At 66.9% G+C, this 1,580-nt stretch carries 2 protein-coding genes; both read right to left on the bottom strand.

Features of this window, described 5'->3' with window-relative positions; genetic code table 11:
• Nucleotides 1–692 (bottom strand): hypothetical protein (locus ACNPM4_RS01515; protein WP_448984456.1); only part of this gene is annotated, 692 nt, incomplete at its 3' end.
• A gap of 113 nt (nucleotides 693–805) precedes the next feature.
• Nucleotides 806–1,552, bottom strand: coding sequence for a YaaA family protein (locus ACNPM4_RS01510; protein ID WP_448984455.1), 747 nt, complete (start codon nucleotides 1,550–1,552; stop codon nucleotides 806–808).
• Nucleotides 1,553–1,580: the final 28 nt, after the last annotated feature.

Genomic DNA, 1,580 nt, shown 5'->3' with positions numbered 1-1,580 from the left:
GGCGGAGTGGTCGGCGGAGCCGCCGGAGGTGCCGGCGGGGTGGTGGGCGGCACCGGCGGGACGGGCGCACCCGTGGCCGGAGCAGCAGGTCCTGCAGGCGGAGCGTAGCCGGGCTGAGCGGGCGGGGCGTAGCCCTGCGGTGCCGGAGGGGCGTACCCCTGCGGTGCGCCGTATCCGGGAGCAGCGGCGGCGGGCTTGGGCTGAACCGGGATGCCCTGCCACACCGTGTTGTCACCGAGGAATCCGTTGTTCGCCCAGGGCGCGGGAACGATGTTCGGGTTCCAGCGCGACTTGTCGAAAGCGTTGATGCCGAGCCAGATCAAGGCACCGATACCGGGGATCAGGCCCAGGAGGATCCAGACGGCATCCTTCTGCAGCTTGAGACCCACGCGCCAGGCGACGATCACGATGACCGCGACATAGGCGATCCACGAGATGTAGTTCAGGATCGGAATGATGTTGATCACGATGGCGCCGAGCATCACCCACGGCGACACATCGCCGAGCTTCGCGAGGATCATGGCGTTGTAGACGGGCACCCACGCTCGCCACTTACCCTCGACTCCGGCCTTCTCGAAGATCTTCATCAGGAACAGCGACGAGAGGACGTACCCCGCTATCGCGAAGATGAAGCCGAAGACGATCAGGATGCCGAAAACGGCCAACGAGCCTGTGTCGTAATAGTCGTACATGGTCCCCTCCGGATCCAATATTCGGCACGGGTCGCGCCGCGTGACAACCATAGCGGGGAGACCACAGGCGAGCAAAGACCCACGCGGAAGCGGTCATGCGCGGACTTGCGCGGTCACTCGTGGACGACGAGCTCCAGAACACCCGGTTGCTCCGTGTCACGCAGCACGACGCCTCGGCTCTCGGCCCAGCGCCGGAGGGAGCGGAGGGAAGCCACACGGGGCCGATCCTCGGCGAGAGCACGCACGAGCAACCCCTTGGACTTCTTGTTGAAGTGGTTCAGCGCCCGGCCGTGCTCAGTGACGACGCGGACATAGGCGGAGGGCACAGTGTCGGGCACAGGCCCCAGCGCCACATACGCCTCACTGCGCAGATCGAGCACGAAGGACGGTGACGCCTCCGCGATCGCCGCTGACGTGGCCTCCGCCCAGTGCTTCCGCAACGCAGGGAAGCGCGGCAGCGAAGTCCCGGCGGCCAGGCGATAGGTCGGCACCGCGTCCAGCGCACCGACGGGACCGAGAGGTGCACTGTGGATCCAGACGTGCTCCCCCAGCCACCGACGCGATGTTGCGGAGAGACCGCGTGCATCGAGCGCATCGAAGAGCACGCCCGTGTATCGATCGATCGCGGGCATCGTGGGCGCCGTCCGCAGCCGCCGGTTGTGCGCGATCTCGCCCATCTGGCGCTCGCTCAACTTGAGCACGCGTCGCGAGACCTCTTCGTCGGCTGCGAGGTCGACGAGGGCATCCAGCACGGCGGATCGATGCGCACTCAGCGACGGCAGCGAGAGGGAGGCGATGTCGAGCGGGACATCATGACCGCCCTCGCGCTTCGTCTCCGACGGCGGAAGCAGGATCTTCATGGAACCTCGGTGAATGCAGACGCGTGGG

It is taken from the genome of Microbacterium umsixpiens (genome assembly GCF_053543675.1).
The sequence above is the reverse complement of the archived record's forward strand: the minus strand, read 5'-3'. Positions and strand labels throughout refer to the sequence as shown.